This is a genomic window from Paenibacillus sp. FSL H8-0079 (assembly GCF_037991315.1).
GTDB lineage: Bacteria > Bacillota > Bacilli > Paenibacillales > Paenibacillaceae > Paenibacillus.
The window spans coordinates 4,032,092-4,046,976 of the sequence record NZ_CP150300.1; the positions used below are offsets into that span (position 1 = coordinate 4,032,092).

A 14,885-nucleotide genomic window follows, 5' to 3' on the forward strand; every position below is an offset into this window, starting at 1 on the left:
ATTTCCTAGCGATCGACCGTAATCGACGAAGGTTGTTAAACTTCGCATGAATGCCCTCTTCTAATCCGCCTTCGAACAACAAAAAAAGACTCCTCGCATGACAGGATTAGCTGTTCTGCGAAAAGTCTCGTTTGTTGTTTTTATGAAGATGATGCTGGTTGATTCTCATTGAAGTCCCTTAGAAGTTCAACAATCTCGTCCTGTTTGTCCACATGAACGATCAGCTTGCCAATATGTTTGCGCTCTGTAATCGGAACACCTTCCGATGATATCGGATACACCTGGCCTTCTTTGGTCATTACCGTGATATTACGTTGCTCTTTGCAATAAAACGCGCCAACAATGCTGCTGCCATTCGGTTTCACTCGTTTGCCTTCCTTGAACTCGAATGTGGCAAGCCCCTTGCCTCCACGGCTCTGTATAGCGTAATCCAGAAGTAATGAACGTTTACCATATCCCAGATCGGACAACACGGCAACTTCACCTTCATCTCCTTCTACCCATAGAGCCGATACAACTTCATCTGTATCTCTTAACTGAATACCACGAACACCACCAGACACACGACCCATCGGATTGACTTCGTCCTCTCGGAAACGAATCGCCATGGCTTCTTTCGTAATCAACAAAATATCTTGTCCACCTGTACTTAGATGTACAGATAACACTTCATCGTCCTTGCCCACTTTACAAGCCGCAACTGCACCGGAACGCTTGGTAACGTAATCCTTCAGCTCCGTTCGTTTCACCTGTCCTCTTCGCGTAACGAAGACCAGACTGTGATTCGGCTCTTCAAAGGATTTCACAGCAAGCACACTTGCAATACGGTCATCTTTCGCAAGTGGAATCACATTCACAATCGCTGTGCCCGGGTCTTTCCACTTGAATTCAGGTACCTGGTGAACAGGTAACAGGAAGTACTGACCTTTCCTCGTAAAGACAAGCAGATTCTCAAGCGTATTTACTTCCATAACCTGAGCGATATAATCGCCGTCTTTCACACCACTTCCGCTCCGTTCACCACCAGAACGTGTAAAGGACTGCATGCCTGTACGTTTCACATATCCCTCTTTGGATAACGTAACAAATACATCTTCCGCATTCACAAGCACTTCGAGATTAACCTTAAGTTCTTCCACTTCACCCTGGATCGCAGAACGACGGTCTATGCCGTATTTCTCACGAATCTCCATTAATTCTTTGCGGATGACTCCGATGAGCTTGCGGTCACTATCCAGAATGGATTGTAATTGCGCAATTTTTTTCATCAGTTCACCGAGTTCCTTTTCCAGAGAATTGATCTCCAGATTCGTCAAACGGTACAATTGCAAAGTAAGTATGGAATCCGCTTGGCGTTCTGTGAATCCAAACATCCACATCAGGTTATTTTGGGCATCCTGACGGTTTTTCGATGCTTTGATCGCTGCAATGACCTCGTCGAGGATGTTAAGTGCTTTTACCAGGCCCTCGAGCACATGCGCACGGTCTTGCGCCTTCTCCAGCTCAAACCGGGTACGGAAGGTTACAACCTCCCGCTGATGGGCAATGTAAGCCTCGAGGATCGATTTCAATCCTAATTGGTGAGGTGCTTTATTCACAATCGCAACCATATTGAAGTTATAGGTGACTTGCAGGTCGGTTTTCTTCAGCAAATAAGCCAAAATACCTTGTGCATCCGCTTCTTTTTTCAACTCAACCACGATTCGCAGACCTTCACGTCCACTCTCATCACGCACTTCGGCAATACCTTCAACCTTCTTCTCAAGTCGAATGTTCTCCATCGCTGTAACCAGACGAGACTTCACGACCTGATAAGGGATCTCGGTAATGACGATTTGCTGTTTGCCACCACGCATGTTTTCAATCTCGGTTTTGGACCGGATATAGATCCGTCCTTTACCTGTGCGATAGGCATCCAGAATGCCGTCGCCGCCCATAATCAATCCGCCTGTCGGAAAGTCAGGACCTTTCATGAACATCATGATCTCGTCAAGCTCAATGGACGGTTTTTCCATTACAGCGATGGAAGCATCAATGACTTCACGCAAATTGTGCGGAGGAATCTCCGTTGCAAACCCAGAGGAAATTCCGCTGACGCCATTCACCAGCAAGTTCGGATAACGGGATGGTAATACAACCGGTTCTTTGGCCGTATTATCAAAATTATCCTTAAACAGAACGGTCCGTTTCTCGATATCGCGAAGCATCTCCATCGCGATGGGCGACAAACGGGCCTCCGTATACCGCATCGCCGCTGCCGGGTCATCATCCTGTGATCCCCAGTTACCATGACCGTCCACGAGCATATGGCCCATTTTCCATGGCTGTGCCATCCGCACCATACCCTCATAGATCGAAGAGTCACCATGAGGATGATAATTACCCATTACGTCCCCAACGGTTTTGGCAGACTTGCGATAAGTCTTGTCAGGCGTATTACCTGAATCGTACATGGCGTACAGAATACGCCGCTGTACAGGCTTCAACCCATCCCGTACGTCGGGAATGGCTCGATCCTGAATAATATATTTGGAGTAGCGACCGAAACGGTCCCCTACGACCTCTTCGAGAAAGGCCGGCATAAATTGTTCTGATGGACTCATTCCAAGCACCTTCTATTCTTCGTACTCTGTAAAGTCGACGTTCTCTACAATCCAGCGTTTACGCGGATCAACCTTATCACCCATGAGCGTAGATACACGACGTTCTGCTTTTGCCGCATCAACAATCTGTACCTTCAGCATCGCACGAGTTTCCGGATTCATCGTTGTCTCCCACAGTTGATCCGGATTCATCTCACCAAGCCCTTTATAACGTTGAAGCTCAACATTATTACCGAATTCCTTCATATAATTCGCCAGTTCTTCATCCGTCCATGCATATCGAACGCTCGCGAGCTTACCAGACTTACGAGTAAGTTTGTACAATGGCGGCTGTGCTATATATACTTTGCCTGCATCAATTAATGGCTTCATATAACGATAAAAGAAGGTTAACAACAGCACCTGAATATGTGCGCCATCCGTATCGGCATCAGTCATAATGATAATTTTGGAATAATTGCTGTCTTCAACTGCAAATTCGGTTCCAATACCCGCCCCGATCGCCGCTGTAATCGCACGGTATTCTTCATTTTTGAGAATATCGGCCAGCTTCGATTTTTCCGGATTGAGCGGTTTACCCTTGAGCGGCAGAATAGCCTGAATCTTTGAGTCGCGTCCCTGTTTGGCAGAACCACCTGCGGAATCACCTTCGACAATAAATAACTCATTGCGGGTAAAATCCTTCGATTGCGCCGGCGTAAGCTTGCCGTTCAAGTTGGAACTTTCACTGCGTTTTTTGCCTGTACGCATATCATCCCGTGCTTTGCGAGCCGCTTCTCTGGCTCTGGAGGCTTGAACCGCTTTGCGAATTAACGTTTGCGCTACCTGCGGGTTTTCTTCCAGGAACCTTTGAATATTCTCGGACACGACCGAATCCACTGCACTTCGAGCGGAAGCGCTACCGAGTTGATCCTTCGTTTGGCCTACGAATTCAACCTCTGACATTTTGACACTGATGACGGCCATCATACCTTCACGTAAATCATTGCCTTCGAGGTTTTTATCTTTTTCCTTGATCATGCTGGTACGCCGCGCGTAGTCATTCATTACACGGGTATACGCAGCCCTGAATCCGGTCTCATGAGTACCGCCACCCCGAGTAGGGATCGAGTTCACGAATGAAGCGAGCGTTTCCGTATAACCCGCGTTATACTGGATTGCGACTTCGACTTCAATGTCATCCTTCTCCGCATAGAAGTGAATGACATCATGCAGTACGTCTTTATTTTCGTTAAGAAAAGCAACAAACTGGCTTGCTCCACCTTCATACATGTATTCATCCTGATTGCCTGAACGTTCGTCCTTGAGCACAATTCTCAGACCCGAATTCAGAAAAGCAATCTCCTGAAGACGTTCTGCCAGTGTATCATAATTGAATTGAATGCCGCTCTGGAACACGCGAATATCCGGTTTAAATGTAACTTTCGTACCTGTCCGATTGGTATTACCCAACACTTCGAGACCGGACACCGATTCTCCGACATGTTCAATCCCTTTTTTGTCCTGCCAATATTCGAATCGCTGACGATGAATCTTGCCATCACGGAAAATCTCGACTTCAAGCCATTCGGACAATGCGTTTGTAACTGACGCACCTACACCGTGCAAACCGCCGGATTTTTTGTATCCTGATCCACCGAACTTACCGCCTGCGTGCAAAATCGTAAACACGACCTGGGGAGTAGGAATCCCTGTTTTATGTATACCTGTCGGAATTCCCCTTCCGTTATCCTGAACCGTAATAGAACCGTCCTTATGCAGTGTGATATCGATTTTGGAGCAGAATTTGGCGAGATGTTCGTCGACAGCGTTGTCCACAATTTCCCATACCAAATGATGTAGACCTGAAGTGCTGGTGCTGCCGATGTACATCCCCGGCCGTTTCCGTACCGCTACCAACCCTTCAAGTACTTGAATGTCGTCCGCGTCGTAGCCTGAAGACCCCTGTCCTCCGCCTGTCGAACCTGCCGACATATCGATTTGCTCGACCATTCATGCTCCCCCTTCTTAACTTGCAACTAAAAAAATGCCTAAAATGCAAACAGATGTTTTCTTATCCTTGTCCATTTTAATTCAAGATATCCCGTTTCGTAAAGACAAGGAATGACACAATGAGTGAAGCAACGCCCCAAACACTAAGCACAATAAGGGAAAAACCTAAATTCATACCCTCGATTGGCGGTAATCCACCCGACAAATAATTCGGAAGTTCGAGGTTAACCATGAACAGATACTTCGCTGTCTGCCAGGATGCTGCCATGCTGGTCAAGATTGTTCCTGCAATCAGAGCGGCCATCATGATAACAATACTTGCAGCAGTACTGCGCACAAGCACAGATACCATAAACGCAAGCATAGCCACAATTACACTTACAAACCAGATCAGTCCTGCCTGCATAAGCATATACAGCCACTGGTCTACAGCATGTACTGCCGACATATCGACATCCGTTCCCACAACCTTGAATCCTGTGAAGATCGGCATGTTGAAGCCTTTGTAGCCAAAGACGGCACCCGATATGACATAACATATAATGTAGGCTGATACCACTATGATTGAAACAAACATAATCAGCGTAATTAATTTGCTCAGAAGCACTTTCCAGCGTCTAACCGGACGCGTTAAAAGCATTTTAATCGTACCTGTCGTACGTTCACCCGAAACAAGATCTGAAGCAATAGCCATGATTAACAGTGGAATAAACAATCCAACTGCATTGTTCATGAACTCCCGCGTAAAGGTAACACCACCCGGTTCTTTGGGATTGATGTCATTTTCGAGATAGTACTGCATCTGCTGGATATACACTGTTCTATATTTTTTATATTCTTCAGGTACCCGATCGCTACCGAGCGAGTTTTGATTGTCTGTGATGGCCTGTTGCAGTTCAAGCCGCCAATCGCCGCCGAACTTGTCCCGGTTATTCTCCGCAGATTTCATCTGGGCATACGTAAACATCGGTACGAGGATCGCAAGTACAATAAATATAATATAAAGCCGTTTTTTCTTCACCATCTTAATCGTTTCATTGCGAATCAGCGGCATGATATTATTCAATGGATTCACCTTCTGTCATTTTTAAGAATAGTTGTTCGAGCGTAGGCTGAATTCGCTGTACCCCTTCAACCTGTACACCAGCTTGAACCATCTGTTGCACCATATCAGGAATTCGATCTTCATGCATCTCGGCAACCACAGCGTTGGGACCAAGGCCCGCAACAATGGTATCATCCATCACATCCGCTGGTCGACCTACCAGAGCAATGCCTGCATCCTGCAACATCTTTTTGCCTTGCTCCAGTGGTGAAACGTGCCAGATAGCCAACTTGGAATGATCTTCAATCAGCTCACTAACACCTCCAACGGCAAGCACACGTCCAGCACTGATAATGGCTACTCTGTCACAGAGAAGCTGGATCTCACTTAACAGGTGACTGCTGACAAATACAGCCATACCTTCACTGGCAAGTTGTTTAATAAAGACCCGTAGTTCCTTAATGCCTTTCGGATCAAGGCCGTTCGTCGGTTCATCGAGAATAAGCAGACGTGGACGCCCAAGCAACGCTTGCGCAATACCTAGCCGTTGACGCATCCCCAGTGAGTATGTTCTGACTTTATCATGAATGCGCTGATCCAATCGTACAATATCCACGACTTCCTGAATCCGCTCGTTGTCCACACCTGGTTGCATGCGTGCAAAATGCTCCAGGTTCTCCCACCCGGTCAGATATGTATATACCTCCGGATTCTCAACAATGGAGCCTACATACTTCAAAGCACGTTCAGGGTCCCGATTCACATCATAACCACAGACTTTGATTTTTCCTTCTGTCGGTTTGATCAGATCGACCAGCATCCGTATGGTCGTTGTTTTTCCGGCACCGTTGGGACCGAGAAATCCGAAGATTTCACCAGGTTTTACGTCAAATGTAACGTCCTTAATGATCCATTTGCGTCCGATCCGCTTCTTCAGATTTTGTACGGACAGGACGGAATCATACTGCTGCTCTGCCATTTAATTTCCGCTCCCTTCTGCCGGTGTATCCGCCTGGAATTCCTGTGCAATCCGAACTGCAATTTGCTCATAACCTTGTCCGTTGGGATGGAAATGATCTGACGAGAGATACTCCCCCAGATGGTTTTCAAATAAATCGAATGTAGGGACCAGTGTCATCTTGTCCTCATTGTTCAAAATAGCCAGTGCAGCATCGTTCCATGCAGCAACAACCGCATTACCTGGCTCCTCCAGTTCCTTCACATCACCAAACGGATTGTACAACCCTATGTACGCAATCTGTGCATCGGGATTGATTTCTTTTACTTTCTTCAATATCTCCTGAAGGCGTTTCGATGTTTCAGGCAAAGCCGCTGCCAATTGCTCTGCAGTTGGCGGATCTTCCCCCTGCAAAACCTGTCCGCCTTGGAACAGATCATTCGCGCCGATCGAGAGCAAAATAAAATTGGACTGTTGCAGGACGTAACGCACACCTTGCTCATCCAGTTTTGTCAACAAAGCATCAGTTCTCAAACCATTAACACCCAGATTATTAAGAACCTGAACGTCATATCCTTTATCTTTGAGCAGGTTCCCTGCACGTCTCACAAAGCCAAGTCCTTCATCATCCCCTGTACCTCTTGCCAGAGAATCGCCGATGACGGCCATCCGTATCTTGCCATCTTCCACGACCGCTGGTTCTCCCAAATCCTTAGGTGGTGCAGTTGTCTCTTGGCCTGTAGTTAACGCAGAATCTCCCTCGGGGAAAATCACGTCTTTGATGGCATATCCAAATCCAAATAACAACAACAAGGTTGCCAAGATGGATACTGTACTGACAGTTCTCCAGATCCATGGTGCTGAATCAAGGCTTTTTTTCTTTTTCATCATCACATCTCCGCTCATGTACACCAGTCCGGGTGCTTTATAATTTATAATGACTTTACATTAAGGCGTGTCTGAAAATCCGCTTCCTTCGGAGTTTTCAGACACGCCCTGATGATGCTATTCCTAAATAACATAAATGTTCTGTCGTTAATTTGCAAATTTTGGCGCTACATTCGCAGAATTCATTTTCCATATGTAATTTTAAGGAAAAAAGGTTATGCCACACACAGATTTCAACTGTGCTGGCATAACCTTGTGATAAACAAATTTTTAATTACTTCATTAAATTCAGTGTTCAAAAAGTTCGGTTTTCAGTACCGAGAAGATGGGATAAAGCTAGAAATGGAGTAGCGGAGCGTAGGGAAATCTACGTGAGCAACGGACATTTCGGCTGAATCCCATATTCGATGCTGATGATGCCATCAGGCATCATTCGTAATCAAAAGCGGACTTTTTAAACAACCTCTAAAATTCTTATTTACCGATAAACTCTTGAGCCCAATACCCGTTGTAGAAACCTACACCGATATGCGTAAAGTTTTTGCTCAAGATATTGGCACGGTGCCCTTCACTATTCATCCAGGCTGTTACAACTTCCTGAGGTGTTTTTTGTCCTTTGGCAATGTTCTCGCCTGCATAGCTATACGTTACTCCGAATTGCTTCATCATATCAAACGGAGAACCATACGTTGGTGACTGGTGATCAAAATAGTTATTGTTGCTCATATCTTTTACTTTGGCTACAGCTACTTTGTCCAGAAGGGCATCAGAAGACAAAGCGCTCAGACCTGCTTTGGCACGCTCAGCGTTCACAAGTTTTACAACTTGAGTAGCAAAGTCTGATTGTGTGCTTTCGCTACCATTATTACTTGTATTGTTACCTGTGCTACCCGTGTTCGAAGGATCTTTAGCCGGTGTAGTTGCCGGTTTTTCTTCTTGAGTTGGTTGAGCAGGTTTTGTCGGTTGCTCCGGCTTAGTTGTTGGCTCAGCTGGTTTGGTTGTTGGCTGAGTTGGTTTTGTTGTCGGTTCAGCAGGTTTAGTGGTTTGATCAGGCTGTGTAGCTGGCTTCTCTACAATTTGCCCTTCGGATACTGTGTATCCGTTTTGTTTGAGCCATTGCTCAATGTATGCTTTCAGGCTGTCTGTACTTGTAATCTTGTACGTTGCGGTAGTTTTATATGTTGAATCTGCAGCAGACGCGGAGGCAGGGAGCATAACCCCTACGGCCAATACGGCTGTCAGACTGCTCGTCACGACGGTTTTCATCCATTTCTTTTTCAAATTCATTCATCTCCTTAAGATTAGTTATTACAACTTTGTAATTAATACTCTAGCAGTATATCAATTCATAAAGAGAATGTGAACCCATAAATTATGGAAAAGTAACTTTTTTGTCATTTTTAGAGCGTTTCAAACACGCCCTGATGGCTTATCCTTCATGCCTCTATCCCTGTCTGCAAAAGCATAAAAAAAAGACATTCGGACTAAAAATGCTAGTCGAATGCCACTTCACCATCTATTTATCATTCACGACACCAGAAGGTGCAGATCAGGATATAATGAGAATTTTCATGCTATAAAAGAACCTTTTTATACTACAGAAGAACTTTACTGAACCGATAACCTCTCTTCTGAAAACCAATGTGCTCATAAAAAGAGTACGTTGTTGAAGTCACTTCACGGTTCGCACCCGTGACAAACAGTTGTTTACCACCTTGCTGTCTGCCCCAATCTTCAGCACGAGCCATCAGACGACGGCCAATTCCACCACCACGATGTTCCTGACCTACGATTAGAGAAGTGATTTGTGCGGCAGGTTCTGGATAGGCATGATTTTGCACACATTGCAAGCCAATCACACCAATAATTTGTTCATCCACTTCGGCAACAAGCATGCACGCATTTGGATTGGTTTCCAAACATTCAATGCGTTCTTTCATGACATTGGCTGTTGTCGGATAGCTGACCTCTCGCATCAGTCCCGTTACCGCTTCAGCATCTCGCAGCTCACACTCTCGGATCATCAGTACAGGGGCCTCAACATTATTGGACATGATTTACCTCCACTTTCAGCATATTAGCGGCTTGCACCGCTGTTTTACGAGCTTCTTCCACATCTTGGCCAGCACTTAGGGCTACAGCCATTCGGCGTCCTACTTTGGTCTCAGGTTTGCCAAATACACGAATCTGAGTACGAGGAAGAGCCAGTGCTTCTTCAATCCCGCCTACAGTAAAGTCAGATGTTTCATCATTAGCCTTCAGCGTTGCTGAAGCTCCCGGTGTCAACAGATGTACACCTGTGACCGGAAAACCAAGAATTGCACGTACATGCAGCGCAAACTCGGAACTGTCTTGCGTCACCATTGTAACCATGCCTGTGTCATGTGGACGAGGAGATACCTCGCTAAACACAACACCATCCAGAGTCAGGAATAATTCCACTCCAAACAGTCCATAACCGCCAAGTTCATCCGTAACGGATTTGGCAATATGACAAGCCTGCTCCCATTGTTCAGGAGTCATTGCATGAGGTTGCCAGGATTCGACATAATCCCCATCCTTCTGAATATGGCCGATCGGAGGACAGAATACGGTGCCTGATACAGACCTAACAGTAAGTAATGTAATCTCACTGTCAAATTGCACAAAGCTCTCCACGATAACACGGACGGATTTGCCACGAGCTCCCGAAAGAGCAATGTTCCAGCAATCCTCAACGTCGCCCGGTGTACGGCATACACTCTGCCCTTTGCCGGAAGAACTCATCAATGGTTTAATGACACAAGGTGTGCCAAGCTCACGTACGGATTCCTGAAGTTGTTCCAGGTTGTCCGCAAAAAGGTAGTCAGCTGTCGGAAGTTTCAATTGTTCGGCTGCAAGCCGACGGATGCCTTCGCGATCCATCGTTAAACGTGCAGCTCGGGCAGTAGGTACTACACAAAATCCCTCTTCCTCAAGCTCCAGTAAAGCTTCTGTTGCAATAGCTTCAATCTCAGGTACGATGTAATGAGGTTTTTCTTTACGGATCAATTGTTTCAAAGCTTCGGCATCCAGCATGTCGATGCAGTAAGACCGGTGCGCGACCTGCATCGCAGGTGCGTTCTCATAACGATCAACAGCGATCGTCTCTACTCCCAGTCGTTGGGCCTCAATAACGACCTCTTTTCCCAATTCTCCACTGCCTAGTAGCAGCATTTTTTTGGCTTGAGCCGTAAAAGGAGCACCCCACATGTTCTTTCCAATCCTCCCAAAGAGAAATCTTCTATATCTGTCTCTCTATTTTCGGGGTTTTGGTTAAAGATTGCAAGAGTGCACCCTATTTTTCTTGTGAATTTTACAAGATTTTTTGTGTTTTTTCGATCAAATTTTACAATTACCGCTCACAGATTCGATACTCCTTCCATTCCTCCCATAATTAAGGAAATGTTAAAACAGCAGACGCTAATACTCCAGTGAATCGGAATACGCTAACAAATCCCAAGTTTAATGACTTGGGATTTGTCGATTTTTTTCTCTGAAGATTTCATTATGGGAAGAAACATAAGCCATCTTGGGTGCGTCGGGCGTCATATATTGTTTGGCACTATTGACTGCCACGATCGCATCATTGAAGGCTCCTGCAATGAGTCTAACTTTGCTTTCGTGCGTCGCACAGTCCCCTGCTGCAAAAACACCAGGGAGACTCGTCTGTGCATGGTGGCTCATTAGAACCATTCCATCGTTCATTTCTAAGCCACAACTGGCAAGATCACTTAGATTGCTTTTATATCCGTGACTAATGACGACTTCATCCACTTCTAACACTACATTGTCCTGACTTTCCATATGCGTAATCACAACCTTCTCGATTCGCTTACCATTGTTATGAAGTTGCGTGATGCTATATGGCGTTCTCACATCCGTTATGTTGTTCATCTCGCTGACATTCCGTTCCATTGCACGAAACTCAGTATTCCGGTGGATTACGACTACGCTGCGAGCAAGTTTAGCAAGTTCAATTGCCCAGTCTACAGCACTGTTGCCTCCACCCGAAATGAGTACACGCTTCCCAGCGAAATGTTCTGGATTTTGCACGGTGTAATGAAGATTCTCTTGCTCATATTCAATCGGCTCCTGAAGCTCCAGCTTCTGAATCTCTGCGATACCGCGGCCTACTGCGACAATGATCGTACGCGTATAGTGTATCTCCCCTCCAGCGGTATACATACTCCATATTCCGTTATCCAGTCGGGAGAACCTTTCTACCTGGCAATTCAATACAACCGTTGGATTAAACGTATTCGCTTGCTGAACAAGCCATTCGATCAACTTCGAACATTTCATAGGTGGCAGTCCACCTACATCCCAAATTGTTTTTTCCGAATAGGTATGCAGAAAACCACCAAGCTGGTCTTTCCCTTCTATGATTTTGACTTTCATATCACGCATCCCTGCATAAAAAGCTGCATACATGCCAGCAGGGCCGCCTCCAATGATGGTTACATCATAGACATCTTCTTCATTCATTTTAAACACCCCCTGTTAATTGAGTTATGAACTAGAGATTCATGTAACAGATGCAGATGCTTTATTTATTTTTTTCTTCAAAAGCAGTCACAATATCATCAATGACATATTCGTCGGCAAGCGGAGACATTCCCAGATTGAACCATTCCTTGCCACCCACCATGTAAACATGGTCCTGCTTGACAGCTTTCAGATTTTTCCATAACGATGTCGATAACATATCTTCAAATTTCTTTTTAATTTCCGGATTTGTCTCATCATCCAGCTGAACGATCAGATGATCTGCGTCGTATTCAGGCAGTACTTCCAAGGATACGGACATGGCTGTTTGATCTTTCGGGAAATTAGGAAGTGGATTCATTCCCAATCGTTTATGGACAAAGTTTCCTCGGTCGAGATTCTCGCCATGAAGTACGATTTCTTTTTCCATCACTCTAATGTAGAGAACCGTCTCCTCACCAATCAGATTGTGCAATTTGTCGGCAGCTACCTTCTCCTTTGCTACCAAATCCTGAATTACCTTTTCTGCCTGTTCTTCTTTGTCCAGAATTTTGGCCATATCCCGCAGTTCATCGCGCCAATCATCACGCTGTGGCAAAAGTACGGTAGGTGCAATCAGAGTAAGTTGATCATAGTCCTTTTTAGACCACCAGTCAGGGGCGATAATCAAATCCGGAGCTGCCTCCATCAGGGCTTCAAAGTTAGGCGTTCTTCCTATTCCCATTTTCATCGTGTTTGCGAATGGCTCTTGCAAGTAAGAAGGAAAATCCTCATGGTAGTTCTGTACAGCAATGGGTACGATGCCAAGTGAATATAAAAATTCTGGATATACAACGGACAAACCCACTACTTTTTGCGGATTTACCGGAATTTCAACTTCTCCCATTTCCGTGTTCACTTTCTTCACCTGACTTGCTTCTGTTGTTGAAGAATTAGCGGTACCCGCTTCTTGTCCCTCGCTCGTGGATGCTTCTTTGCCTGCTGCCCCGCAAGCCGAAATAACGAGCATCAACATCATTGTGCATATTACGGTTAACCATCTGAATCTCATTCTGTATGTACCCCCTATAGGTCATTAATATGACAATGTTTAATCAATAATAATTATCATTATCACTAAGATATAGGAGTAGTATAATAAAATATCTTCTGGCATGATATTGACTATTCAGACTTTTTGCTATGGACGATCTTGCCATAGTTTTAATATTTCATCCAACATAAGCTCATGGGTAAACGCAGTGTAGTCCAGCAGGACGCTCGACAAAAGGATGTCCACTCTGCCATTCTGCACCGCCAACAACGCAAGCCATTCTTCAGACTTCCGTACATCAGTCCATGTCTGCCTGGATGTCTCATCATCACCCACAATCAGTAATATTCTTTCAACGTTGAGAACAGACAGCTCCTTAATGCTCACTGTGCCCCGTTCCCAATAAGTCTCAATTCCTTCGGGACCCTCCATTTGCATATCAACGTAAAAAACGGAAGCAATGCTCCTTTGGCCTAACATCTGCAATTTTTCGCCATATACTTTGAGCACAACCAGCCTGTCTTTACGTATGAAATCTGCAAGCTGATTCTTAATAATTGTTGCCTTCTCTTCATATCTTTGAAGCCATACCTCTGCAATATCCGACCTGTCCAAAAAGCTTGCAACATATCTCAAATGTTCTCTCCAATCGCCTTTTTCCCACGGGAGATCACACACAGGAGCAATGGAACGAAGCTGACTTTGCAGAATCGCAGACTCCGTGCCAGCGGTAATAATATAATCAGGTTTAACTAATCGAAGCTGTTCCAGCCAGATGGTCTCCCCCTCTGCGAGTGGCATAACTTTGTCCGTTTCATATTTACGTCTGTAATAGTATGTCCACGGATGACTTGCACGCGCAGCACAGGGAATGATCTGCAATGCAAGCAGTATGCCAATGCTCACAGAATGAACCGCAGCAATTTTTTGTTTGCTATTACGTATAAATGCTGCCGGTGGAATACCGGAGATTTGTTTAAATTTACGACGGAAATACGTCTCATCCTGATAACCCACGTACGATGCCACATCCTTGAGTCGATAACTGTGATCATTTCTCATTAAGATCTGGGCTTGTTTGATTCGATAAAAGGTCAAATAATCCACTGGACTGTAGCCATATCTTTTTTTGAATAAACGCATGAAGTGTCGCGGGCTCATTCGTGCAACATTTGCTAATTCCTCGATGGTTAATCTCTTCGCGTAATTCTGCTCCATATAGGCTTTAACATGTTCAATCGGTGAAGTCAGATCCGTCTTTTCTGCATAGGCTCCATCGTAAAACATGGTATACAGCAGTTCCTGGAAACGAATTTGACCATAGTACCGTTGCAAGCCATCCTTCTTCAATGTATGGTGGTAAATCATCTGGCAGATCACGCCAACAGCAACGGGTGAAGATGAGGTGACCTCACCATTCACTTCATTACGCAAAAGTTGTTTCATCATATCCAGGGCTGTTTCACCCTCCTGCTCCAGTGCGTACATGACATCAAAGTTCATGTGATACACGCCTCGTTCATCCAACGAACGCACATTTGCCTCAACCAGCTGCCCCGGGAAGCCTACGTACAGTCCGCCAGCCTTTAATTCGATGAAACTCCCATCGATCTTTAACCACCCTTGTCCACTGGCTACAAATAATAACATGTATGTTTCAATGAAGTGTTTCCTCAGAAGCCACTCCGTGGCAGGACCACTCGTATAATTGACATTAATGAGCCTAAAGTTCATATGATCCAGGCGATCAAAATGCTCTGATTTTATTTCGTTGTTGTGCATCTGCATTGATCTCCCTCCAGCCATGAACGCTTGTATTCATTCCATTCTTCAAAAATATAACATACCACACTAACGATT

Annotated in this window: 11 protein-coding genes; all 11 read right to left on the minus strand. The window is 45.2% G+C overall.

Features of this window, described 5'->3' with window-relative positions; translation table 11 throughout:
• Positions 1 to 140: 140 nt before the first annotated feature.
• The 11 genes from gyrA to MHI06_RS17985 all read right to left on the minus strand — a co-directional run bounded on the left by gyrA (position 141) and on the right by MHI06_RS17985 (position 14,813).
• Positions 141 to 2,603, minus strand: coding sequence for a DNA gyrase subunit A (gene gyrA / locus MHI06_RS17935; protein ID WP_340398655.1), 2,463 nt, complete (start codon positions 2,601 to 2,603; stop codon positions 141 to 143).
• Positions 2,604 to 2,615: 12 nt separating this feature from the next.
• Entirely contained in the window at positions 2,616 to 4,595 is a 1,980-nt protein-coding gene (gene parE / locus MHI06_RS17940; RefSeq protein WP_169482543.1) for a DNA topoisomerase IV subunit B, read from the minus strand.
• Positions 4,596 to 4,671: 76 nt separating this feature from the next.
• Entirely contained in the window at positions 4,672 to 5,661 is a 990-nt protein-coding gene (locus tag MHI06_RS17945; RefSeq protein ID WP_062835122.1) for an ABC transporter permease, read from the minus strand.
• Complete coding sequence (locus MHI06_RS17950) at positions 5,654 to 6,619, minus strand: ABC transporter ATP-binding protein (protein WP_100527270.1); 966 nt, start codon at positions 6,617 to 6,619, stop codon at positions 5,654 to 5,656. The genes MHI06_RS17945 and MHI06_RS17950 overlap by 8 nt, the downstream gene beginning before the upstream one ends.
• Positions 6,620 to 7,486: a GDSL-type esterase/lipase family protein gene (locus MHI06_RS17955; protein WP_340398656.1), complete on the minus strand. Its 867-nt coding sequence runs from the start codon at positions 7,484 to 7,486 to the stop codon at positions 6,620 to 6,622. It lies immediately after the preceding gene.
• Between the two features lie 474 nt (positions 7,487 to 7,960).
• Positions 7,961 to 8,767, minus strand: a complete 807-nt coding sequence (locus MHI06_RS17960) for a CAP domain-containing protein (protein WP_340398657.1) — start codon at positions 8,765 to 8,767, stop codon at positions 7,961 to 7,963.
• Positions 8,768 to 9,081: 314 nt separating this feature from the next.
• Complete coding sequence (locus MHI06_RS17965; protein ID WP_062835126.1) at positions 9,082 to 9,540, minus strand: GNAT family N-acetyltransferase; 459 nt, start codon at positions 9,538 to 9,540, stop codon at positions 9,082 to 9,084.
• On the minus strand, positions 9,530 to 10,717 hold the full coding sequence (gene purT / locus MHI06_RS17970) for a formate-dependent phosphoribosylglycinamide formyltransferase (RefSeq protein WP_340398658.1): 1,188 nt from the start codon (positions 10,715 to 10,717) through the stop codon (positions 9,530 to 9,532). Before purT ends, MHI06_RS17965 begins: the two co-directional genes overlap by 11 nt.
• 252 nt (positions 10,718 to 10,969) lie before the next feature.
• Positions 10,970 to 11,992 carry an NAD(P)/FAD-dependent oxidoreductase gene (locus tag MHI06_RS17975; RefSeq protein WP_340398659.1) on the minus strand — a complete coding sequence of 341 codons (1,023 nt, stop codon included), beginning with the start codon at positions 11,990 to 11,992 and terminating at the stop codon, positions 10,970 to 10,972.
• 61 nt (positions 11,993 to 12,053) lie between these two features.
• Positions 12,054 to 13,043: an ABC transporter substrate-binding protein gene (locus tag MHI06_RS17980; RefSeq protein ID WP_340398660.1), complete on the minus strand. Its 990-nt coding sequence runs from the start codon at positions 13,041 to 13,043 to the stop codon at positions 12,054 to 12,056.
• A gap of 129 nt (positions 13,044 to 13,172) precedes the next feature.
• A complete protein-coding gene (locus tag MHI06_RS17985; RefSeq protein WP_340398661.1) occupies positions 13,173 to 14,813 on the minus strand; it encodes an AraC family transcriptional regulator in 1,641 nt (546 codons plus the stop codon).
• Between the last annotated feature and the right edge of the window lie 72 nt (positions 14,814 to 14,885).